The 22,843-nt window shown below is 38.4% G+C and carries 15 protein-coding genes and 2 pseudogenes; 10 read left to right on the top strand and 7 right to left on the bottom strand.

Annotated elements, in window-relative coordinates; genetic code table 11:
* Positions 1 to 17: 17 nt before the first annotated feature.
* Complete coding sequence (locus DX522_RS10815) at positions 18 to 1,325, top strand: NCS2 family permease (RefSeq protein WP_115180797.1); 1,308 nt, start codon at positions 18 to 20, stop codon at positions 1,323 to 1,325.
* A 63-nt stretch (positions 1,326 to 1,388) separates the two neighbouring features.
* Positions 1,389 to 1,745 carry a DsrE/DsrF/TusD sulfur relay family protein gene (locus tag DX522_RS10820; protein ID WP_115180798.1) on the top strand — a complete coding sequence of 119 codons (357 nt, stop codon included), beginning with the start codon at positions 1,389 to 1,391 and terminating at the stop codon, positions 1,743 to 1,745.
* A 79-nt stretch (positions 1,746 to 1,824) separates the two neighbouring features.
* Here the strand turns inward: DX522_RS10820 and DX522_RS10825 are convergent, their stop codons facing one another.
* The 6 genes and pseudogenes from DX522_RS10825 to DX522_RS10850 all read right to left on the bottom strand — a co-directional run bounded on the left by DX522_RS10825 (position 1,825) and on the right by DX522_RS10850 (position 9,360).
* Positions 1,825 to 4,920 carry a type I restriction endonuclease subunit R gene (locus tag DX522_RS10825; protein ID WP_115180799.1) on the bottom strand — a complete coding sequence of 1,032 codons (3,096 nt, stop codon included), beginning with the start codon at positions 4,918 to 4,920 and terminating at the stop codon, positions 1,825 to 1,827.
* 10 nt (positions 4,921 to 4,930) lie between these two features.
* On the bottom strand, positions 4,931 to 5,929 hold the full coding sequence (locus tag DX522_RS10830) for a virulence RhuM family protein (protein WP_115180800.1): 999 nt from the start codon (positions 5,927 to 5,929) through the stop codon (positions 4,931 to 4,933).
* An 85-nt stretch (positions 5,930 to 6,014) separates the two neighbouring features.
* Positions 6,015 to 6,545 (bottom strand): REP-associated tyrosine transposase, encoded by a 531-nt coding sequence (locus DX522_RS10835; protein ID WP_115180801.1) that lies wholly within the window; start codon positions 6,543 to 6,545, stop codon positions 6,015 to 6,017.
* A gap of 86 nt (positions 6,546 to 6,631) precedes the next feature.
* A complete protein-coding gene (locus tag DX522_RS11980; protein ID WP_315972049.1) occupies positions 6,632 to 7,207 on the bottom strand; it encodes a restriction endonuclease subunit S in 576 nt (191 codons plus the stop codon).
* A gap of 37 nt (positions 7,208 to 7,244) precedes the next feature.
* Positions 7,245 to 7,806, bottom strand: a pseudogene (locus DX522_RS11985) (restriction endonuclease subunit S); the annotation flags it as partial.
* Between the two features lie 6 nt (positions 7,807 to 7,812).
* A complete protein-coding gene (locus tag DX522_RS10850) occupies positions 7,813 to 9,360 on the bottom strand; it encodes a type I restriction-modification system subunit M (protein WP_115180804.1) in 1,548 nt (515 codons plus the stop codon).
* A gap of 137 nt (positions 9,361 to 9,497) precedes the next feature.
* On the opposite strand from DX522_RS10850, the pseudogene recB reads away from it, so the two are divergent.
* From recB to DX522_RS10875, 5 genes and pseudogenes are all read left to right on the top strand, one after another.
* Positions 9,498 to 13,177, top strand: a pseudogene (gene recB / locus DX522_RS10855) (exodeoxyribonuclease V subunit beta).
* Positions 13,177 to 15,111 (top strand): exodeoxyribonuclease V subunit alpha, encoded by a 1,935-nt coding sequence (recD, locus tag DX522_RS10860; RefSeq protein ID WP_115180805.1) that lies wholly within the window; start codon positions 13,177 to 13,179, stop codon positions 15,109 to 15,111. The pseudogene recB and the gene recD overlap by 1 nt, the downstream one beginning before the upstream one ends.
* Before the next feature lie 3 nt (positions 15,112 to 15,114).
* Positions 15,115 to 15,762, top strand: coding sequence for a glutaredoxin 2 (gene grxB / locus DX522_RS10865; protein ID WP_115180806.1), 648 nt, complete (start codon positions 15,115 to 15,117; stop codon positions 15,760 to 15,762).
* Positions 15,763 to 15,891: 129 nt separating this feature from the next.
* Positions 15,892 to 16,662, top strand: coding sequence for a threonine/serine exporter ThrE family protein (locus DX522_RS10870; protein ID WP_115180807.1), 771 nt, complete (start codon positions 15,892 to 15,894; stop codon positions 16,660 to 16,662).
* Between the two features lie 4 nt (positions 16,663 to 16,666).
* Positions 16,667 to 17,128: a threonine/serine exporter family protein gene (locus DX522_RS10875; RefSeq protein WP_049363622.1), complete on the top strand. Its 462-nt coding sequence runs from the start codon at positions 16,667 to 16,669 to the stop codon at positions 17,126 to 17,128.
* Positions 17,129 to 17,178: 50 nt separating this feature from the next.
* Here DX522_RS10875 and DX522_RS10880 read toward each other — a convergent pair whose 3' ends face one another.
* Positions 17,179 to 17,661 carry a Dps family protein gene (locus DX522_RS10880; RefSeq protein WP_115180808.1) on the bottom strand — a complete coding sequence of 161 codons (483 nt, stop codon included), beginning with the start codon at positions 17,659 to 17,661 and terminating at the stop codon, positions 17,179 to 17,181.
* Between the two features lie 355 nt (positions 17,662 to 18,016).
* Between DX522_RS10880 and DX522_RS10885 the strand changes: the two genes are divergently transcribed.
* The 3 genes from DX522_RS10885 to DX522_RS10895 all read left to right on the top strand — a co-directional run bounded on the left by DX522_RS10885 (position 18,017) and on the right by DX522_RS10895 (position 22,842).
* The gene (locus DX522_RS10885) at positions 18,017 to 19,615 is read left to right on the top strand and encodes an ABC transporter substrate-binding protein (protein WP_115180809.1); all 1,599 of its coding nucleotides are present in this window, start codon (positions 18,017 to 18,019) and stop codon (positions 19,613 to 19,615) included.
* Positions 19,616 to 19,912: 297 nt separating this feature from the next.
* A complete protein-coding gene (locus tag DX522_RS10890) occupies positions 19,913 to 20,866 on the top strand; it encodes an ABC transporter permease (RefSeq protein WP_014065363.1) in 954 nt (317 codons plus the stop codon).
* A complete protein-coding gene (locus DX522_RS10895) occupies positions 20,866 to 22,842 on the top strand; it encodes a dipeptide/oligopeptide/nickel ABC transporter permease/ATP-binding protein (RefSeq protein WP_115180810.1) in 1,977 nt (658 codons plus the stop codon). Before DX522_RS10890 ends, DX522_RS10895 begins: the two co-directional genes overlap by 1 nt.
* Position 22,843: the final 1 nt, after the last annotated feature.

The following is a 22,843-nucleotide window of genomic DNA, read 5'->3' on the forward strand; positions in this document are numbered from 1 at the left end:
AAGTTAAGGGGAAGACAATGCAACAATCTTTACTTGAACGCCTTTTTTCCATTAAAGAAAAGGGCAGTACGACCAAAACCGAAATTATTGCCGGTATTACCACCTTCTTTACCATGGTGTACATCGTGTTTGTGAACCCATCCGTATTAGGTGATGCAGGAATGGATAAGCAAGTTGTTTTCGTGACCACTTGTTTAATTGCTGCACTTGGCACTATTGCGATGGGATTATTCAGTAATTTACCTATCGCCCTTGCACCTGCTATGGGGCTTAATGCGTTTTTCGCCTATGTAGTCGTTGGCAAGCTTGGTTATTCTTGGGAAGTGGGCATGGGCACCATTTTCTGGGGATCGATTGGTTTATTTGTTCTCACCTTATTTCAAATCCGTTATTGGTTAATGGCTTCGATTCCGCTTTCACTACGCGTGGGAATTGGTGCAGGCATCGGTTTTTTTATTGCCTTAATTGGCTTTAAAAATATGGGATTGGTTGTAGCGAATCCTGCAACCTTAGTGGCATTAGGCAATTTACATGATCCGAAAATTTTACTTGGTGTATTAGGCTTTTTCATTATTGTAGTTTTAGCTGCACGTAATATTTTCTCTGGTGTCTTAATTTCTATTGCAGTAGTCACTGGTTTAGCCCTTTTTATTGATGATCAAGTGACTTTCCACGGCATTGTTTCTATGCCTCCAAGCTTAGGTGCGGTTGTGGGGAAAGTGGATATTGTGGGTGCTTTAGATACGGCTTTGCTCGGCATTATTTTCTCCTTCCTTTTAGTTAACTTATTTGACTCATCAGGCACCTTATTGGGCGTGACCGATAAAGCAGGTTTTAGCGATGAAAAAGGTCGTTTCCCGAAAATGAAACAAGCTCTTTATGTAGATAGTGTGAGTGCGGTAGTAGGTTCTTATATCGGAACCTCAGCTATCAGTACTTATATTGAAAGTGGCGCTGGGGTTTCAGTTGGTGGTAGAACAGGTTTAACGGCGGTGACAGTCGGTGTTTTATTCTTACTTACCATTTTCTTCTCGCCACTGGCTAGTGTCGTGCCAGCTTATGCAACCGCAGGGGCGTTAGTCTATGTAGGGATTTTAATGGCATCCAGTCTTATCCGTGTACACTGGGAGGATTTAACCGAAGCTACACCTGCTTTTATCACTGCAGCGATGATGCCATTTACTTATTCAATTACTGAAGGTATTGCATTTGGCTTTATTAGTTATTGCGTTATGAAAGTTGGAACAGGTAGAATTAAAGAAGTAAATGCGCCTGTTTGGGTTGTATCTTTATTATTTATCGCTAAATTCATTTGGGTTGGCTAAATAAAGGGGAAGCAATATTTCTTCTCCTATTTTAATCACAGTTTTTACAACAAGGAGTACGTTATGCAAAATATTCTTTTTATCGTCAATGATTCCCCATATAGCGGAGAAAAAACGTTCAATGCTGTTCGTTTCGCCATCAATATGAAAGAAGAGCACAGCAAGGATGTGAATATTAAATTATTCTGCTTTTCTGATGCGATTTTATGCGGTATTGCTGGGCAAAACCCAAACGAAGGTTTCAATATCCAACAACTTATCGACATTTTAGCGGCACAAGGTGCTGAAATTAAATTATGCACCAGCTGCGTAAAAGCACGTGGTTTATTAGACGCTAAATTAATTGACGGCGTGACCCTTGGTACTTTAGATGATGTATCCGAGTGGACATTATGGGCGGATAAAGTTTTAACGTTCTAATTTCTGATAAAATTGACAAAATAAAAAGGTGCAATCAATAGATTGCACCTTTTTAATTCTATATAGTTGGTTTAAGTTTTTAAACCTCGCCACCAATCCCAACAAACTTCTCAACAAAGGCAACAATCTTTTGGAAAATGCTTTGTTTTTTAGTGAGATATTGCGGATTAAGCGGACTCATTTTCGGTAGGGCATCATTTAAATCCGTACCTTGTTCACTAGCATATCCGCGTTTTAAGGATACGTTAATATAACGCTTCGCGGCATCAATATTCAGGCCTTCACTGCTAATTAATTCGTCAGCCTCTTTCTGTTGCTCTTTTTGGGCAAATTGGAAGAAGGACTCAATAATACCGGCTTTATCAACTATGCTATCTAAGTCCGTTTGATTGATAAAATCTACGATCAAACTTTCTTTGGCTCGATTACCTAGACTGGCTCGGATTGTGGTTCGAATTTCATCAATCAGCTCAGCTTTATTTTTCATTTTCTTGTTGTGTTCAAAAATCAATTCTAAGATGTAATCTAGATTGATTTCTTGGGATTTTAATAAATCCACTTCAAATACTACATCGTCCCAATCAATGGTCGATTTTGCTTTTTCCTCGCCATCTTTTTGACGACGAAGCCAATCCCGAATATCGTTGTAAGTCGAACGGTAATTCTGAATGTGGCGTTCACTTGGCATATCAATAGGTTGCATTTCAGCAAAAGCTTCGTCCGTTAAATAATATTTTTCTTTAAAGGCTTCAACGGCTTTTGCATCGCTGGTATCGAGTGATTGAAATGCTTGTAAAGCAGCGAACTCATCATAGTTTTGCAGAATGTTTTCAACCCGCAAATATTCACCAAATAATTTTACAAAGTCTTTCTTGTCTTTTTCTGTTTGAATTTCATCTGGATCAGAGAAGCGTTCTTGCAATTCAGCAATAACCTCTAAATACCCGCGACGGGCGACACCTGCATCAGTAAAGCCTTCCATATATTCTTGGTAACTTTTTTCTAATACAATATTGCGTGTATTGGATTTACCGAAAAGCGTAATAGCATCAATGGTATCTTGTTCCAAATCACGGAAAGTGACGATATTGCCAAAACTTTTGGTGCTGTTGTAAATACGATTTGTACGAGAATAAGCTTGAATTAAACCATGATAACGTAAGTTTTTATCTACAAATAACGTGTTTAAGGTTGGGGCATCAAAACCAGTTAAAAACATTCCAACGACAATCAGTAAATCCACTTCTTTGTTTTTGACGCGTTTGGCGAGATCACGATAGTAGTTTTGGAACGATTTCGCATCCACATCGTAATTGGTGGCAAAATAGCCGTTGTAATCATCAATAGCAGATTTTAAAAATTCCTTAGCAGAAGAGTTCATTGCCTCTACTTCAAAACTTTCATCAACAATATCACCAATCGCATCTTGCTCTTCATTCGCGGCAAACGAAAAGATTGTTGCAATTTTAAGTGGATTTTTGACCGCACTTTGTAACTGTTTAAACGTTTGATAATAAGCTTTGGCCGCATCCACACTACTTACCGCAAACATGGCATTAAATCCATTATTACCCGCATTAAAGCGATGTGTCTTTTGTTTGAAATTATCTAGGACATATTGGGCAATTTGCTCAATACGTTTAGGTTGTAAAAAGGCTTGTTTTTTCTCGAGTTTTGTTAGCTCTTCAAGATTCTTTTCAGTTTCAATGCTCTTGAATTGTGGCCGTACATCATTGTAATCCACTTTAAATTTCAACACTTTTTCATCACGAATCGCATCGGTGATAATGTAAGAGTGGAGTTCAATGCCAAAAACACTGGCTGTAGTTTCAGCACCTAATGCGTTAGTTGGAAAAATAGGCGTGCCGGTAAAACCAAATTGATAGTATTTTTTAAATTCTCTCGTTAGATTTTTTTGCGCTTCACCAAATTGAGAACGATGGCATTCATCAAAGATAAAAACGACCTGTTTATCGTAAATCGGTAATTTATCTTCCGATTTCATTAGGTTATTGAGTTTTTGAATGGTGGTGACAATGATCTTATTGTCGTCTTTGTCGATATTGCGTTTTAGACCAACCGTACTTTCCGAACCATTCACGCTATCCGGTGAAAAGCGTTGGTATTCCTTCATGGTTTGATAGTCCAAATCTTTTCTATCTACCACGAAAAATACTTTTTCAATAAAGTCTAATTCTGTTGCAAGGCGTGCGGCTTTAAAGCTGGTGAGCGTTTTGCCTGAGCCTGTCGTGTGCCAAATGTAGCCGCCACTTTCTTGATTACTCCAATTTTTCGCCTGATATGAACTTTTAATTTTCCATAAAATCCGCTCGGTGGCGGCAATTTGATACGGGCGCATAATCAATAGGGTGTCGGAAACATCAAACACGCAGTAATTCACCAATACATTGAGCAGGGTATGTTTTTGTAGGAATGTCGCCGTAAAATCCTTTAAATCTTTAATCAGAGTATTTTTTGCCGTTGCCCAATTCATTGTGAAGTCGTAGCTGTTCTTATCGCGTTTGGTGGTATTGGCAAAATAGCGGGTATCCGTGCCATTAGAAATGACAAAAATCTGAATATATTTAAAGAGAGAATTTTCTTTATTGAAACTTTCTTTGCTATAGCGGTGAATTTGATTAAAGGCTTCACGAATGGCCACGCCGCGTTTTTTCAGTTCGATATGCACAAGCGGTAAACCATTCACCAAAATCGTCACATCATAACGATTGTCATAGCTGCCGGTTTGTTCAAATTGATTGATAACTTGCACGGCATTATTGGCAAGATTTTTCTTATCTAGCAAATAGATGTTCTGAATGTGTCCATCATCAAACACAAAATCATAAATATAGTCATCATGAACTTTCCGGGTTTTCTCAATCAGACTATCACTGGGTTTATCCAAATATTCCTCTAAAAAACGTCGCCATTCCGCATCGGAGAAAACTACATTATTCAATCGTTGTAATTGTGTCCGTAAGTTTTTAACCAACGCATCATGACCATTGATTTCTTGTAAATACTCATAGCCTTGCGCCCGTAAATCATTAATAAACTCACGCTCAAGACTCCCTTCCGTTTGGTAACCAGCATTAGGCTCTTCCACAAATTTATTATATTGATCTAAAACGATAAAATTATTGGATTCAGCGATAGTTTTGTATTGGGTCATAAGTAGTTCCTTAATGCTTTTGCTTTTTCAGATCTTTTTGCCATTTTTCTAAAATTTCTAAATCTTCATTATCAGCTTGTATGCGTTTTTGTTGTTTTCTGACCTGATCAAATAAGGCATATTGTTCTTTAGTAAAGGTTTCCATTTGTTTCACGGTTCGGGTTCCATTGCCGATAAGCAACGGAAAACCGTTAAATTCAATTAAATTATCGACATTATTACGCCAGAAATTCAATGTCAGATCTTGACGGTTTTTAACACGTAATTCGGCACTTTCTAAAAAGATCATCACTAGACGATTCAAGGAATCTAATTCATCATGCGTTAAATAGTTTTTAGCGACAATAATATCGCCTTTACGTACAACAGCACCTTTCCAAGAGGTGAGGCCCATATTAGGCAATTCAGCATTTGCACGCGTACAAATGAGTTCTGCTGCAGTTTGTTGTGTAATAGCATAGAGCAACTTATTTTGTGTCTCGGTAAAAAACATTTGAGTGACTTTATCTGTTTTATCGTAGTCACTGGATAATTTAAATAGCTCTCGTACTTTTTGATAAAACCGCAATTCACTGGCTCTAATTTCACGAATTTGTTCTAGTAATTCATCAAAATGATCAAATCGACCTTGCGGATTTTTCAACCGCTCTTTATCTAATAGAAAACCTTTATCTAAATAAGTACGTAATTGCGTATTCGCCCAACGGCGAAACTGTACACCACGAGGGCTACGCACACGAAAGCCGATGGCGAGAATCATATCAAGAGAATAATGTTTTACTTGATATTGCTTGCCATCTTGGGCAGTTATTAAGTAATCTTTAATAACTGAAAACTCATCTAACTCTTTGTCTTGTAATATGTTTTTTATATGAGTGGTTATATTTGGTACAGAGGTGTCGAAAAGTTCCGCAAGCTGATTTTGAGTCAACCAAGCCTCATTTTCGACAACCAATAAAGCAACGTGAGATTTGCCGTCGTCGGTGTTGTAGATGATTAAGTCGTTCATTATTTCTTCTCAAATTTGTAGGGTGGGCTTCAGCCCACCAATTAACCATAATAAACTGTAGGCTAAAGCCCACCCTACAGTATTGTTATATATCACCTTTAATTTTCAAATCTGGGTTGCCTCCCCAATCTTCAGGATAAATCTCTGCTTTCACATCACGATGGAAGGAAGAATACGGCCAATTTTTTACTACCTCAACATAGCCGTGTTTCACAGGATTGTAATAAATATAATCTAAATGATTCGTTAAATCTTTATCATCACGAATTAAATGCTCCCAAAATCGGCGTTGCCAAATACCTGATTCTCGATATTTTTGTCTATTTTTATTAAATTGTCGGCATTCTTTTGGAAGTTGTCGTGTAAATTGTGTTTTTAAATATGCGATGCGTATTGCGTAATTATCATCATTTTCAGGTAATTGCATCAGTAAATGAATATGATCGGGCAAGATACAAATTGCTACTGTTTCGAATGGATAATGTTCACAAGTTTGTTTATATGCAGATCTAAATTCATTGATATAGTCAGTTAGATAAGATTTTGTTCTATCTTGTAAAACAATTGTGAAAAAATATAATCCACCTTTAGTAAAATCGCGACGATAATTAGACATATATTATTCTAAATTGTAGTTCGTAGGGTGGGCTTTAGCCCACCGTTTGTTGTGATTAATTGGTGGGCTGAAGCCCACCCTACGGGTTACGAAAAATTTAATAACAATTCTCTATAATATTCATACCGCTTTTGGCTTTCTTCAATCGCTAAAGGCAAGCCTTCGGTGATGGAATTAGTTAAGGTTTCAAATTTATCGAGGATTGAGACGATGCGGTGTTGTTCTTCGAGTGTAGGAAGAGGAATTTCATAATTCAAAAAAATATCAGCCTTAACTCTAATTACTTTTGTACCTTGAGCATATTTTTCTTTAAATTTATAAAATCTTTCTGTTTGCAAAATATATGTTAAGAATTTTGTATTTACTCTTTTATTAGGTCTAAATGCAAACATATCGCCTGAAAAAGCAATTTCACTACCAAGCCATCCAAGAGGTTTCATTACATCTTTTAAATTTTCACTAGTCCCAGCAATTAATACATCACCATATTTAGCTTTTTTTAATTTTTTAGCCAATTCAGGCGAAACAAAAGATTTGGTTTTCGTGGCAAATGTACCATAGTAGGTATAAATTTGGCCATAATGAATGGCTGGAACGCCCGTTTCGGTAAAATCTTTCTTCTGTAATCCATTGCCACGAATTAACTCGCCCAAATCAATCAATTTTATCCATTGGACTACCCCCCCGATAGCTCTAAACTATCAAAAGATAATAATTTTTCTCGATAGTATTCATATTGTTTCTGGCGTAGTATAAGCTCGCTGGTAAGCTCGCTGGTAAGCGCTGTCAATGCATCCAAAATTTTTACGATTTCGGTTTGGACGGGGAGTGGGGGGATGGGGATTTCAAATTTCTCAAGCATTGGTTTTCTTATTGAAATAGCTGTTGCACCAACACTTTTAGAAAGAATATATTTCTTAAAGCTATTATGCATTATGTAATATAAGAATTTTGTATTTACTTCATCTGAGGTAATGTGGATTCTGTATGCTCGTTGATGTAAAGCATATTTCCCTTCTACATAATGAAAAATATCTCCAATGCCTCCTTCGCCAGGGATGATAATTGCAGTTTCATCAAATTGAAAAGAATTAGATCTAAGAATATTTTTTGAACGAACATAAAATGGATACTGGCCATTTTCTTCTTCATCTTGTCGATTTGAATTTCCTGTTCCAATTTCTGCTAAATCCATCAAAGATTTCCACTCAACCTCAGCCCCATCCAATAATTTCTCTAAAAAAGTGCGGTTGTTTTTCATGGTGTTTTACCCCTCAATCTCCGCCACAATTTTGTCAATCTCCACACGCAAGCGGTCGATATTGGCAACAGTTTCACGAATTTGCGCATTGAGCTCATCTATATCAATGACTTCTCGGGTGTCTTTTTGCTCCACATAAGAACTCACCGCAAGGTTGTAGTCATTTTTAACGATGTCGTCAAAGGACACGGATTTGGCTAAATGCGGTACATCTTCTTTATCGGCAAACAGTTTGAGAATTTGCTCAATATGTTCCTCTTCCAAAATATTATTATTGGTGGCGGATTTAAATAAACCGCTGGCATCAATAAATTGGGTTTGGGTATTGGGTTTGTGTTTGGAAAGCACCAAAATATTCACCGCAATACTGGTGCCAAAAAAGAGATTGGGCGCTAAGGCGATCACCGTTTCCACATAGTTATTATCCACCAAATATTGACGAATTTTTTGCTCCGCACCGCCGCGGTAAAAAATGCCGGGGAAGGAGACAATCGCCGCGCGGCCTTTTGCTGAAAGATAACTTAACGCATGTAAAATAAAGGCAAAGTCCGCTTTAGATTTTGGTGCAAGCACACCGGCAGGGGCAAAGCGTTCATCGTTAATTAGCGTTGGATCGTCTGAGCCAATCCATTTCACGGAGTAAGGCGGGTTAGAAACGATAGCATCGAAAGCTTTATCCTCACCAAATTGCGGATTCATTAAGGTGTTGCCAAGAGCGATATTAAACTTGTCGTAGTTGATGTTATGCAAAAACATATTCATTCGGGCGAGGTTGTAAGTGGTGTGATTAATTTCCTGCCCGAAGAACCCTTCTTCGATGATGTGTTCATCAAATGGTTTTTTCGCTTGCAACAATAAAGAACCTGAACCGGCCGCAGGGTCGTAAATTTTATTGACCTTATCTTGTCCATATAAAGCCAGTCGAGCAATCAGCTTGGAAACGCATTGTGGCGTAAAGAACTCGCCACCCGATTTACCGGCATTAGCAGCATAATTGGAAATTAAAAATTCGTAAGCATCACCGAATAAATCAATATGATTATCTTCAAAGTCACCAAAATCTAACTCGGCAACGCCTTTTAATACGGCAGCGAGACGACTGTTTTTATCGGCAACGGTATTGCCCAAGCGGTTGCTGGTGGTATCAAAATCAGCAAATAAGCCTTTGATATCCTGTTCGGAAGGGTAGCCAGTAGCAGAATTTTCGATATCAGTAAAAATGCTTTTCAGATCTGTATTTAAATTCGGATTAGTATTGGCTGTCGCCACGACATTTTTAAATAATTGGCTTGGGTAAATAAAATAGCCTTTTGCTTTGATGGTGTCTTCTTTGATTGCCGCAATAATAGGATCATCGTCATTAAATGCAGAATAATCAACGCTATCATCGCCACCTTTAATATAGTTGGCAAAATTTTCACTGATAAAACGATAGAAAAGCGTACCTAAAACATATTGTTTAAAATCCCAACCATCGACGGAACCGCGTACATCATTAGCGATTTGCCAAATACGGCGTTGAAGTTCTGCGCGTTGTTGAATTGCTGCTGCCATAAAATCCTCAGAATATTTTGTGTCATTATTAATGATATAAATGCTCCAAATTATACAAGAAATAAATAATAACTAAATGAATTTCTATGGAAATTCCTCTACAATAAGAACACACAATGTTTCTAAAAAAATAAAAAATGAGTCAAAAATCAACCGCACTTAATGCCATTTCGTTACCCTTAAATCAAGTCAATTTAATTGAAGCCTCTGCAGGTACAGGGAAAACCTATACCATTGGTTCTGTCTATCTTCGTTTACTTTTACAGGCTGGTGAGAATTGTTTTTCTCGTCCGTTGAATGTGGAAGAAATTTTGGTCGTAACTTTTACTGAAATGGCGACGGAAGATTTAAAACGCAAAATTAGGGAACGTTTAACGGCGGCAATTTCGGTTTTTTCTGAATATTATGAAAAGCAAAACAAGGAGATTTTTACTGGGGAACATCAATTTTTAGCGGAATTGTTGCCTTATTTAGAGGATATTCCGACCGCACTTCGCCGCTTAAAGCTAGCGGAGCAAAATTTAGATTTAGCCTCCATTTATACCATTCACGGTTTTTGTCGACGAATGCTGATGCAACATGCTTTCAATTCAGGAGTACATTTCAATTTAAAACTTCTCAAAGATCAGTCTGATTTACTCAAACAATTTGCAAATGAATTTTGGCGGGAGCATTTTTATTCCCAACCTTTCGAGATTGCTAATTTTATCTCGAAAGAGTTAGGTTCGCCTGATGATGTGTTAAGCATTTTAGAATCTGATTTAAACAAAGATGTATCGGTAGCGACAGACAACCAACAAAGCTTGTCGTTGTCAATTGATGAATTTTTACAGAAAAGTGTGGGAGAGCGATTAAAAGCTGTTGAAGCTCTAAAAGTTTTTTGGTTAAAAAATGTAGATGAAATTTCCTCCATTATCATGGAGGAAATAACAAAAGATTATCCAAAGATCAGCTCAAATCTCTCGATCGTAAAATCTACCAAAAAGAACGTCTTAAAACATGGATTAAACAGATTAATGAATGGGCAAATAATCCACTAGATTATGAAATAAATAAAACATTAAGGGACTATTTTTTACAATCTTCGATTGAGCAAAAATACGAAAAGCCGACAAAAAACACGAAAAATAAAAAAGCGGCTATACCGTTCTATGCACCGATTTTTGCAGAACTTGAAGAACTGGTTGAACAACATCAACCAAGTGATTTATTTAAAAAAATCATTCTCTATCACTATCGTCAAGGTATCCAAAAGAAACTTCTTGAATACAAAGCGAATCATCCTGAAAAATCCTTTGATGATTTATTACGCTTATTGAAAGAAGCATTACATGGTGAGGAAGGAGAACAGTTAGCGGAATTAATTCGTTTTCAATATCCTTTTGCCATGATTGACGAATTCCAAGATACGGATGCGTTGCAGTATCAAATTTTCTCGAAAATTTATCACAATGAAACCGCGTCTGGTAATGTTGGCTTTATGATGATCGGGGACCCAAAACAGGCGATTTATCGTTTCCGTGGTGCTGATATTTTCACTTATCTAAAAGCAGCAGACGAAGCGAGCGAGCGTTTTAATTTAGGCACAAACTACCGTTCATCCCAACCTTTAGTGGAAGGGGTAAATCGATTATTTGATTTTAAAAATTCACCTTTTATTTATGAAAACATCGAATTTTTAAACGTCGGCGCAGCCAAGAAAAATCTTGTGTTTCAGTTGAATAATCAACCTGAACCCGCCTTCCGTTTTTACATTAACGATAAAGACAAGTCCACCCAGCAAGATTATGCGAAAGCTTGCGCGACATCGATTCAGCAATGGTTAAAAAGTGCGGCTGAAAATCCAGTTGTTTTTCCGAATGAAAGCAAAGCAGAAAATCAAACATTGCGAGCAGAAAATATTGCCGTTTTGGTGCGTGGTTATACCGAAGCGGATCTCGTGAAGAAAGAATTGCAAGCACTCGGTATTGCTTCGGTTTACCTTTCGGATAGAGGAAATGTCTTTGAGAGTAACACCGCAAAAGAACTGGCCTTGATTTTGCAAGCTTGTTTGAGTGTGACGGAACGCCCAATTTTGAATGCCATTGCGACCGCACTTTTCGGCTTAAATGCAGCTGAAATTCACCAAATTCACCAGGATGAAATTCAGTGGCAACGTTGGGCTGAAAAATTCGCAGAGTATCAACAAATTTGGCAACGCCAAGGCGTCTTGCCGATGTTGCACCATTTACTTTTAGCTGAAAATATCACAGAAAAGCTCTTATCTCGGCCTGATGGCGAACGAAAACTGACGGATTTATTACATTTAGCTGAAATTTTACAGCAAGCAGCCGCATTAAATGAAAGTGAAGCGGCATTATTGCGTTGGTTTGAAAAGCAAATTCAAGATAATGGTCGTCAAGAAGCACAAATTCGTTTAGAAAGCGAACGGCAATTAGTGAAGATTGTGACTATCCATAAATCCAAAGGATTGGAATATGATTTGGTTTGGTTGCCATTTTTAGGTAATGAAGCAAAAGACCCAACAAAAGCAGGTAAGCAGAAGAAACTGTTTAATTTATATTACGACAGTGATGAAGAGAAAACCTTGTGGGATATGCAAGATCAACACTTGAATGAATTAACAGAAGAAGTGTTTGCGGAAGAATTGCGTTTGCTTTATGTAGCATTGACTCGAGCAAAATACCAAATGGCCTTTGTGTTACCGAAAGCCTTTGATAAAAAATGGAATGCTTTATTGTATGTTTTAACGCAAGGTGAAATTGGTCGAAAACTTGATTTGCCAGCTAATTGGGATACCCAACCGTTATTGGAAAAATTTAAGCAGCTTTTACCAAATGATGTAGCGATTGAATTAACCGATGTGTTACAAGCCAGTGAACCACTTACTTTAAATGTTTCTCAAGAAAATTTAAGCGCAGAAATTTTCCAAGGTGAAATTGAACAAGATTGGCGAGTGACGAGCTTTAGTGGCATAGAACAAACACATCAACGCAAAGCTTATTTGAATGAAAGTGCGGTGAAAAAATCGCTCATTTTTGATGATGCGAAAGATTATGATGCGTTGATTTCAACAGAAAATATCACTGAAAATCTGACCGCACTTGCTCATGATAACGATGAAATGGTTCTAGATTTCCCTCGGGGAACACAAATCGGTACTTTATTGCATCGTTATTTTGAAAAGGTGCCTTTTGCTCAACTGGCAGAGAAAGAAAATATTGAAAAATTATGTCAGGATTTGAATCTTGCGGAAGAGCAGTTTGCAGCAGTTCAACAATGGTTTGCACAAATACTCAGCACACCAATTTTGCCAAATAATGATCTTACCCTTGCTCAAATTAACGAAAAACAATGTTTAAAAGAGTTGGCGTTTTATCTCAATATTTCAAGCCATTTTGATGTGGCTGGTTTTAACCGAGCGTTAGCAACTTTACATCATTTGCCATCAGAACCGTTACAGTTTGATGATATTCAAGGCATGGTGCGAGGCACAATGGACTTAGTTTTCTGTCATCAAGGTAAATATTATTTGCTTGATTACAAATCGAATTTCTTAGGTGAGACATTAAAGGATTACGATCAAGCTGCACTGAAAAAAGCCATGTTAGAGCATCATTATGATTGGCAATATTTGTTGTATGTGGTGGCATTACACCGTTATTTAAAAACACGTTTGCCTGACTACGATTACAAGCGAGATTTCGGTGGTGTGGTCTATGCATTTTTACGAGGAATGAATGGTTCGCCACAATCAGGCATCTTTTTTGATAAACCAGATTGGCAATTAATCCAACAATTAGAGGAATTATTTTAATGTTAAGCCTATTAAAATCCTTGCAAGAACAAGGTGTGATTACTCAAGGCGATTATTATTTTGCTCAATTAATTGCTGATAAACAAAAAGATAAAGGCTATGCCGAGCCCGTACAAAATTTAGCAATTTTATTAGCCGCACTTTGCAACTGGAGCTATACACAAGGCAATACTTGTTGTGTGTTAGATCGTTTCTTAGAACGTAATTTATTCGGCTTGGCTTATCGTCATACTGAAACGGATTTTTTAGCGCTTATCGATGAAAAGATCGGTTCGCTTCCTGTATCAAAATGGCAATCAGCCTTAGCGGGGCATATTGCTTTTACACAAGATCCTAAAAATCATATTGCGCCTCTTGCGTTTCAATTTGGGGCGATTTATTTCTATCGAGCTTGGCAAGATGAATTCCGCGTTGCGCAATATATTAAAAATGCATTGAAAAATGACCGCACTTTATCGGTGGAACCGCAACAAATTCGAACCTTATTAGATCGTTATTTCCCTCAACAACAAGCGCAAGTTGATTGGCAAAAAGTAGCAGTCGCAACGGCAGTGAAAAGCCCATTTTCTGTGATTACAGGTGGCCCTGGAACAGGGAAAACCACAACGGTTACTCGCTTGTTATGTGTATTACAGGAATTATTTGGCGGCAAGCTTCACATTAAATTGGTTGCACCAACAGGAAAAGCGGCGGCTCGTTTAACGGAATCTATCGAAAACGCTTTAGCTCAAATGCCGATTTCAGATGAGTTACGTGCATCCATTCCTAAAACCGCAGAAACTTTACATCGCTTACTAGGCGTTCGACCTTTTACCGATAGTGTGAAATATCATGCACATAATCCACTGCAAATTGATGTATTAGTGGTGGATGAAACCTCGATGATTGATTTACCTATGATGGCGAAACTGGTGCAAGCGTTGAAATCCGAAACACGTTTAATTTTATTGGGTGATCAAGCTCAATTAGCTTCAGTAGAAGCGGGGGCTGTATTAGGGGAAATTGCACAATTTTTAACGCTAGATTATAGCCCTGCTCAAGCCGATTATATTCATGCAACAACAGGCTATACTGTGCCAACTGAAGGCGAACATAGTCCGTTGCGTGATGCCATTTGCCATTTAACCTTTAGTCGTCGTTTCCGAGATGATTCGGGCATTAAACAACTTGCTGAGCAAATTCAACAAGGAAAAGGTGAGGGCAGTGTGGCGACTTTTGCGGAATATCCACAAGAGTTGCATTTCCATCATTTTGATGAAGAGCAAGACGTTAAAGAATCGGTTCGACAAGTGGTGAAAAGTGCGGTTGAAAATTACCGTGTTTATTTAACCCAACTTCAAACTTATTTTGCACAGAAGAAAGATCTCAATGCAAAATTTACAGATGAAAAAGGCAACGAGAAAACTTATGCGGAAGCGATTTTAGATCGCTTTAATTCGGTGAGATTTTTGACCGCACTTCGAGCTTCGGCATTAGGTGTGGAAGAATTAAATCGTGAAATCGCTTTAGCATTACGAGCTGAGAAATTACTTTGGTTCCGTCAAGAAGACGATTGGTATATTGGTAAGCCAATTATGATTACCGAAAATGATCATAATGTGAAACTGTATAACGGTGATATTGGCTTATGTTTAGCCAAAGGCAAAGTGTGGTTTGGCAATCGAGAAGTTTCTACCAGTCGTATTCCCGCCCACGAGCCTGCGTTTATGATGACGATTCATAAATCCCAAGGTTCAGAATTTGATCATACGGTTATGGTGTTACCAACAGAACCTAATCCAGTGCTTTCACGAGAGCTGGTATTTACCGGTGTTACCCGTGCAAAAAATCAGCTTTCTGTATTTGCTAATGAAAAAATCTGGCAAAGTGCGGTCAGAAATACCGTGAAACGACAAAGTGGTTTAGGCAAGTTATTACAGGAAAAAGAGGAGTAAAAAATGAAATTATATGTTTACGATCATTGCCCGTTTTGTGTGCGAGCTCGCATGATTTTCGGTTTGAAAAATCTGCCGGTAGAACTTGTAGTGCTTGCAAATGATGATGAAGAAACGCCAATCGGTTTAGTAGGGAAAAAGGTTGTACCAATTCTTGTCAAAGAAGATGGTACAGCGATGCCAGAAAGTTTGGATATCGTGCATTATGTGGCTCAGCATTTTGGTGAAAAAATCTTATCTGAACACGTTCGTCCTGAAATTGATGCGTGGTTAAAAGAAGTCGGCAGTTATTATGGTCATCTTACGACTGCACGCTTCACGCAAATTGGCTTAGCAGAATTTGAAACCCAAAGTGCAGTTGATTATTTCACTAAAAAGAAAACGGAATTTATTGGGGATTTTGCTGAAAATATTGCGAAGACGGAAACCTATCTTGCTCGTTTAAAAGGCGATTTAGAGAAATTAGCTGTATTAATTCAATCTGAAAATACCTTAAACGGCCAATTTTCTCTTGAAGATATTATCGTTTTCCCTGTATTACGAAATCTTACTTGTGTGAAAGGTATCGAATTTCCACCAGCAGTTTTAGCTTATATCACGAATATGGCTAAGTTAAGCAATGTGCCACTATATTTTGATAAAGCCATTTAATCACTGCTGATTCATAGGCATTGGAAATACTAAAGTTTTGACTTGGATCATAGGTGCGGTCATTTTTTCAGTATTTTTTATTCATCGATCTATAATCTCTAACGTTTACTTTAATAAGAGCGTAGAGATATGGATCAGGAATACCAACGAGCGGTTACCCGCATTTGTGTGGAAACCGCTTTGTTATTGTTACAGCATGGAGCAGAAAGTGCTGTTGTCGTACAAATGGCACAGCGATTAGGTGTAGCTTTAGGCATTGAAAGCGTGGAGTGTGCTTTAACGGCAAATGCCGTCTTATTGACCACACTTTCTAAACAACATTGCATTACCACAGTGCGTAAGAATGTCGATAAAGGCATTAATATGCAAATCGTTACGGATGTTCAGCACATTGTGGTTGCCGTAGAGCATCATTTGTATAATTTGTCTATGGCACAAAAGAAATTGGATAAGTTAAAACCACTAAAATATAACCGTTATTTGGTGGTGTTTATGATTGGTTTATCTTGTGCCTCTTTTGCTCACCTTTCTGGCGGAGATATGACAATTTGTGCGATCACCTTTATTGCTTCTGCCATTGCCATGTTTGTTCGACAAGAAATTTCTAAACGTCATTACAATCCACTCATCGTTTTTACCATTACCGCTTTTGTCGCCTCACTGATTTCCAGTGTCAGTTTGAAATATAGTTTAGGAAATGATCCTCATATCGCATTAGCTTCTAGCGTTTTATTACTCGTTCCAGGATTCCCATTAATTAATTCACTTGCGGATATTTTAAAAGGGTATGTCAATATGGGAATAGGACGCTGGACCATCGCTACGGTTCTCACTTTTGGTGCTTGTTTAGGTATTGTCTTTGCGTTAAATCTTTTAAATATTGTTTCTTGGGTGGGGTAATAAGATGTTTTTACTGAATTTACTCGATGATATGCTTTTTGCTGCCATCCCCGCTGTAGGATTTGCTTTAGTATTTAATGTTCCGCCTAAAGCCTTAAAGTATTGTGCGATTTTAGGTGCACTTGGACATGTCACACGAACTTTATTACTACACTTTGGTGTCCCAATTGTTTTTGCCACTTTTTTCGCCACTTGTGTGATTGGTTTTATTGGGGTGCATTTATCTCATCGTTATTTAGCCCATCCGAAAGTCTTTACTGTTGCGGCAATTATTCCAATGATTCCAGGTGTTCACGCTTATAAAGCGATGATTGCTATCGTACAAATTCACCATTATGGCTTTTCCGATAAATTATTTGAGCAAATGATCAGCTCTTTTATCAATACCAGCTTTATTTTGGGCGCTCTTGTTTTGGGCTTAGCCTTACCAGGACTATTGTTCTATCGACAAAAACCGGTCGTGTAGAAAATAAAAAAGCCGACATTAGTCGGCTTTCGTATTTAATCAATATTTAATTAGGAATGACAAGTTTGACAAGCAGCTTGGAACATCCAAACAAGTTTTTCTTGTTCTTTGATGTAGTCGCTCATTTGAGAAGCGGTACCTTCATCATCAGACTCACCCGCTAATTCAAGGATTTCACGTTGTTGTTCAAGTAATACTTTTAATCCTTCTAATGTGCCTTTTAAGCAAGATTGTGCATCACTTACCCCTAACTCTTCTTTAATACGTGAGTGTTGGAAGTATTGTGAATAACCGTTATGCGGTGTGTAACCTAAAGTTAGGATACGTTCTGCCACTTCATCGACTTTTTCCACTAAATCGGTGTAGATTTCTTCAAATTTGGCGTGTAATTCAAAGAAGTTTACCCCTTTAATGTTCCAGTGGTAACCACGCACATTGGTATAGAATACTTGATAGGTTGCTAATAATTCGTTTAATTTTGCAGCTAATTTTTCAGATGCTTTTTTATCTAAGCCGATTGATGTTTTTGACATAGTATTTTCCTCTTTATTGTTGATTAAAATATTGTCCCCTTGCTTGGGAAGTGCGGTTATTATAAGCATCGTTTTTTCTGATAGCTATTTCATATTATCTAGTGATTTAATAGCTAAAATCTATCTATAATAAATTATACATAGCTAAAAGCTTTTGTTGTAAGTTGCAAAAAAAACTCTGTGAAGTAGATCACACATTCAATATTTCCCCTTTGACAGAATGAAGCGAAGATGATTATGATTGATGTAAATCATTTTATTCTAAGATTTGATTGCTTTACTTCATTTTCGAATGAAATGTTTGGCTAGGTTTAAAAACCAAAAATATGATTTTATTACTCATCAGGAGTTTAGTATGACAAAGCATTTTTCCTTTGAAACTAATGAATCTCGTCGTCATTTTATGAAACTTATGGCTGGCGTGGGGGCAGGTCTTGCATTTAGTGGCACATTAGGCACATTTGCACCAAAAGCCTTTGCTGCTGATATTAAAGGTAAAACTATTGAAGCAGGGATTGCTTATCCGCTTTCTACCGGTTTTGACCCAATGACATCAAGTGGTGCTTCACCTTATGCAGCAAACTTGCACATTTTTGAAGGTTTGGTGGATTTGCATCCTGCAACTCGTGAACCTTATCTTGCTTTAGCAGGAAAAGAGCCAGAACAAGTTGATGAAACAACATGGCGTATTACTTTACGTGAAGACGCAACCTTCCATGATGGCGCACCAGTCACTACTGAAGACGTTGTGTATTCTTTCAATCGTATTATGGATCCAGCCAATAAATCTTTATTCGTTATGTTTATTGATTTCATTGAAAGTGTGAAAGCTTTAGACGATAAAGTGGTGGAATTTAAATTGAAATATCCATTTGCTTTATTTGCTAACCGTTTAACTTGCGTGAAAATTGTACCGAAACACGTGATCGACAAAGTAGGGCAATCTGCATTTGATGCGCACCCAGTTGGTTCTGGTCCATTCAAATTTGTTTCAGCTGTGAAAGATGACAAAATCGTCTTTGAAGCGTATGAACCTTACAATGGTAAATATCCAGCGCAAGTTGAAAAAATGTCTTGGTTATTACTTTCTGATGCCGCAGCTCGCGTGACTGCACAAGAGTCTAAACGTACTCAAGCAATGGAAAGCGTGCCTTATTTAGACATTAGTCGCTTGAAAAACAAAAAACAACAAGTGCAATCCGTTCAATCTTTCGGCTTGTTATTCTTAATGTTTAACTGTGAGAAAGCTCCGTTTAACAATCCAAAAGTACGCCAAGCGTTACACTATGGTTTAAACACTGATAAACTTGTTGATATTGTATTTGATGGTAATGCAGAAGCTGCAACATCCTACTTACAAACCACTCACCCAGATTATATTAAGGCATCAACTCAATATCCTTATGATCCAGAAAAAGCAGCGGCATTATTAAAAGAAGCAGGTGTAACTGAGCTTAAATTTGAATTGCTCGCAACCGACCATGACTGGGTGAAAGAATCTGCACCGTTAATTTTAGAGTCTTGGAACAAGATTCCAGGTGTGAAAGTAACTTTGCAACACTTACAATCTGGTGCGTTATACAGTAACAACGTGGATCCAGGTGTGTATGAAGTGGCAATCGCACCGGGTGACCCATCCGTGTTCGGTGACGACTTAGACTTGCTTTTAAGCTGGTGGTATCGTGGTGATGTATGGCCAAAACGTCGTTTCCGCTGGAGTAACACCCCTGAATTTGCGAAAGTGACTGAATTACTCAATGCAGCAGTGAGAGCAAAAGATCACGCTGAAGCGAAAAAATCATGGGAAGAAGCGATTAACATTATTGCGGCTGAAGTACCACTTTATCCGATTGTTCATCGTAAACTTCCTTCTGCATGGGATGATAGTAGCCTTGAAGGCTATCAACCATTGGCAACAACCGGTTTATCTTTCCTCGGTGTGGGCCGTAAATAAAAGCACTTTTTAATTTAATGTTTTGGCTGTTGAGAAATCAACAGCCTTTTTTCTTTTTTTTCACACCAAAGTGCGGTCATTTTTCTCTCTATTTTTCAATCATTTTTTCTCTCAATTTCATTTCCAAAAAATCTTTGTGAAGCCGATCACAGATTTGAATTTTGCTCTATGTACTTGGATTGACAGGGCTTAGACTGAACATTATGATTACTGTAATTCATTTTGTTTTTTGAATTTGATTGTTTTGCTTCATTTTTGAAGCGAACGAATTTCTCAAGCTAGAATAGGAGAAGTCAGATGGAAATGATACTTCGGTTATTGTTACGCCGATTGATGGCTTTGCCAGTCATGATTCTAGGTGTAACAGCACTCGTTTTTGTGGTGCTTCAATTTACACCAGGTGATCCTGCTACGGTGGCATTGGGCGAAAGCGCTAGTGAAGCGGCAAAACAACTTTACCGCGAATCACATGGCTTAAATGATCCACTCTTTGTTCAATATTTTCGTTTCTTAGGTAATTTACTTGTATTGGATTTTGGTGTGACTATGCCACCAGAATTACCAATCAGTAGTATGTTAGCGAAATCTTTCCCAATCACTTTACAACTTACCTTAATTGGTGTGGTGTTTGCGGCAGTAGTCTCTTTTTCATTAGGTGTACTTGCTGCGCTTTATCGTGATAGCTGGGTAGACCAAGTGATTCGTTTAATCTCTGTTGCAGCGGTTGCGACACCATCATTCTGGTTAGGTATCTTACTTATTCAATGGTTCTCTTTGGAATTAGATTGGTTACCTTCAGGTGGTTTTGTGCCATTTAGCGAAAGCCCAATGGGGTATATCAATTCCATGATTTTGCCATCTCTTGCACTTGCGGTACCTGTATGTGCGTCATTAATTCGTGTTGTGCGTACAACCATGGTAGAAGAAATGGATAAAGATTATGTGAGAACGGCGATTGGTAACGGTGTGCCTTATGCAACCGTTATTCGTCATAATGTATTACGCAATGCCTTAATTACACCCGTGACTGTATTAGGCTTACGTGTAGGTTACTTACTTGGTGGTGCGGTAGTTATCGAACAAATCTTTGACTTACCGGGCATGGGTAAATTGATTTTTAACGGTATCGTCAATCACGACTTACACTTAGTACAAGGTGTGGTTTTGACTATCGCCTTCACCTTCGTTTTAGTGAATATTATCGTTGATATTCTCTATGTGTTGATTAACCCTAAAATTCGGAGTCTATAATGTTTCGTCAAGGTTTAGCAGATCGATTAGCTGCAAGCGGTGCGAGATTCCGAGCACTTTCCACCGCATCAAAAATTTCATTATTATTCTTAGTTTTCGTTGCCTTAGTGGCGGTGTTTGCCCCTTGGGTAGCAACACATGATCCATTAGAAGTGATCGCACGTATGCGTGCTCCAAGTGCAGAATATTGGTTTGGGACCGATCGACTTGGTCGTGATATTTTCTCTCGTATTGTTTACGGTGCCCAAACGTCCTTATTTATCGGTTTAGGTGCGGTAGCTTGTGCCATTATTTTCGGTAGTGTTTTAGGTGCAACTGCAGCCACATCCGAAAAATGGGGCAATGAAATTATTATGCGCTTAATGGATATTTTAATGGCCTTCCCTGGTATTGCATTAGCGGCAGTGTTATTAGCAACCTTTGGTAACTCAGTGCCGGTTATTATTATCACCATTGCTGTGGTTTATACACCGCAACTTGCTCGTGTGGTTCGTGCGAATGTGGTATCACAATGGGATGAAGACTATGTGCGTGCTGAACGCGTTATTGGTGGTAGCCGTACTTATATTCTTCTCAAACACGTTGTGCGCAATACCGCAGCACCGGTTTTAGTATTTGCAACCGTAATGGTGGCAGATGCTATTGTGTTTGAAGCCTCGCTTTCTTTCTTAGGCGCAGGTGTACAACCACCGCATCCTTCATGGGGTAACATCCTTTCTGAAGGTCGTAACATCGTATTAAACGGTGCATGGTGGGCGACAACCTTTGCGGGTGTCATGATTCTTTTAACTGTATTAGCCTTAAATATTTTGGCAGAAGGACTTACCGATGCATTGGTTAACCCACGCTTGAAAGGCGGTAAAAAACCAGAAGGCAAATCAGATGAACGTCTCTCTACCGACGTACAAGAAGCACTTGCTGAAGGTCTTGCATTAAAACGTTACTTACTCAAATTACATGAAAAAGAAATCACCCGTACGAATCGTATGCAATTAAATCCAAATGCAAAACCGATTTTACAAGTGAAAAACTTATCAATCCGTTTCCCGAATCGTTATGGTGAAATTCCATTGGTTGATAACATCAGCTTCACCGTAAATGAAGGAGAAACCATGGGGTTAGTAGGTGAGTCTGGTTGTGGTAAATCTATTACTGCGTTCTCTATCATGGGCTTGTTACCAAAAACAGCAAAAATCACTGGGGAAGTACTTTTCACCGACCGCAGTGGCAAACAACATAGCTTGCTTAACTCTAACAATCTAAGTGAATTACGTGGTTCTGAAATTGCGATGATTTACCAAGACTCTTTAAGTGCATTAAACCCATCAATGCGTATTAAAGATCAAATGGCACAGCTTATTAAACGTGGCAGCCACCATACCGCAGAAAAATTGTTGGAATGGGTACACCTTGATCCTGAAAAAGTATTGAACCGTTATCCACATGAACTTTCTGGTGGTCAACGTCAACGTGTGGTGATTGCAATGGCATTAACTCGTGAACCGAAATTATTAATTGCCGATGAACCAACAACCGCATTAGACGTAACCGTTCAAGCTGAAGTGGTGAAATTATTGAATGAATTACGTGAAAAACTGGGTTTCGCGATGGTGTTCGTAAGCCACGATTTAGCATTGGTTGCACAGTTAGCTCACCACATTACGGTAATGTATGCGGGTCAAGTGGTTGAAATGGCGCCAACATCCTTATTGCTTGCTAATCCAACACACGAATATACACGTGGCTTATTGGGCTCTGTCCTTTCAACTGAAGTCCGTGCAACACGTTTATATCAAATTCCGGGCAGCGTACCATCACCTTACGATTTTGCTGTGGGAGACCGTTTTGCAAGTCGTTCATTACGACCAGATGCAAATCCGGATCAAAAATTGATATTAACCTCTGTGGAAGGCGAGCCGTCTCACTTATGGGCTTCTCATTTAGCTGAGCCTACAACGGAAGCGAAAGGAGCATAAC

The sequence above is a fragment of the Haemophilus parainfluenzae genome (assembly GCF_900450995.1).
GTDB lineage: Bacteria > Pseudomonadota > Gammaproteobacteria > Enterobacterales > Pasteurellaceae > Haemophilus_D > Haemophilus_D parainfluenzae_O.

Bases quoted from the DNA above. Each gene is read 5' to 3' on its own strand.
- DX522_RS10815 (WP_115180797.1), top strand. From the start codon at position 18: ATGCAACAATCTTTACTTGAACGCCTTTTTTCCATTAAAGAAAAGGGC.
- DX522_RS10820 (WP_115180798.1), top strand. From the start codon at position 1,389: ATGCAAAATATTCTTTTTATCGTCAATGATTCCCCATATAGCGGAGAA.
- DX522_RS10825 (WP_115180799.1), bottom strand. From the start codon at position 4,920: ATGACCCAATACAAAACTATCGCTGAATCCAATAATTTTATCGTTTTA.
- DX522_RS10830 (WP_115180800.1), bottom strand. From the start codon at position 5,929: ATGAACGACTTAATCATCTACAACACCGACGACGGCAAATCTCACGTT.
- DX522_RS10835 (WP_115180801.1), bottom strand. From the start codon at position 6,545: ATGTCTAATTATCGTCGCGATTTTACTAAAGGTGGATTATATTTTTTC.
- DX522_RS10850 (WP_115180804.1), bottom strand. From the start codon at position 9,360: ATGGCAGCAGCAATTCAACAACGCGCAGAACTTCAACGCCGTATTTGG.
- recD (WP_115180805.1), top strand. From the start codon at position 13,177: ATGTTAAGCCTATTAAAATCCTTGCAAGAACAAGGTGTGATTACTCAA.
- grxB (WP_115180806.1), top strand. From the start codon at position 15,115: ATGAAATTATATGTTTACGATCATTGCCCGTTTTGTGTGCGAGCTCGC.
- DX522_RS10870 (WP_115180807.1), top strand. From the start codon at position 15,892: ATGGATCAGGAATACCAACGAGCGGTTACCCGCATTTGTGTGGAAACC.
- DX522_RS10875 (WP_049363622.1), top strand. From the start codon at position 16,667: ATGTTTTTACTGAATTTACTCGATGATATGCTTTTTGCTGCCATCCCC.
- DX522_RS10880 (WP_115180808.1), bottom strand. From the start codon at position 17,661: ATGTCAAAAACATCAATCGGCTTAGATAAAAAAGCATCTGAAAAATTA.
- DX522_RS10885 (WP_115180809.1), top strand. From the start codon at position 18,017: ATGACAAAGCATTTTTCCTTTGAAACTAATGAATCTCGTCGTCATTTT.
- DX522_RS10890 (WP_014065363.1), top strand. From the start codon at position 19,913: ATGGAAATGATACTTCGGTTATTGTTACGCCGATTGATGGCTTTGCCA.
- DX522_RS10895 (WP_115180810.1), top strand. From the start codon at position 20,866: ATGTTTCGTCAAGGTTTAGCAGATCGATTAGCTGCAAGCGGTGCGAGA.